The sequence below is a fragment of the Mesorhizobium sp. M1C.F.Ca.ET.210.01.1.1 genome (assembly GCF_004791585.1).
Lineage (GTDB): Bacteria > Pseudomonadota > Alphaproteobacteria > Rhizobiales > Rhizobiaceae > Mesorhizobium.
Genome location: NZ_SRUU01000252.1, coordinates 1 through 246, shown reverse-complemented (window position 1 = coordinate 246; position 246 = coordinate 1). Strand labels below are relative to the sequence as shown.

General features: G+C 64.2%; 1 protein-coding gene. It reads right to left on the bottom strand.

The window, feature by feature from the left end:
• On the bottom strand, positions 1-246 hold a 246-nt coding region (locus EN853_RS33795; RefSeq protein ID WP_135861394.1), incomplete at both ends, for a VCBS domain-containing protein.

Below are 246 nucleotides of genomic sequence, written 5' to 3'. Positions count from 1 at the left end.
TCTCGGTCAGGTTGACCGAGGCCGACGACAGCACAGCCGCATCATTGGTGCCGAGGATGTCGATATGGACCGAGGTGTGGGTGCCGTCGGCGCTGACCACATCGAAGTCTTCGGTGTAGTGCTGGCCAGCCACGAACTCGTTGTGCGCCGAGGACGCCGTGTAGCTCCAGTTGCCGTCGACATCGATCGAGAACGAGCCGTAGGTGCCGGCGGTGCCAGCCTGGGCGACGAAGTGCGGGTCGCTGT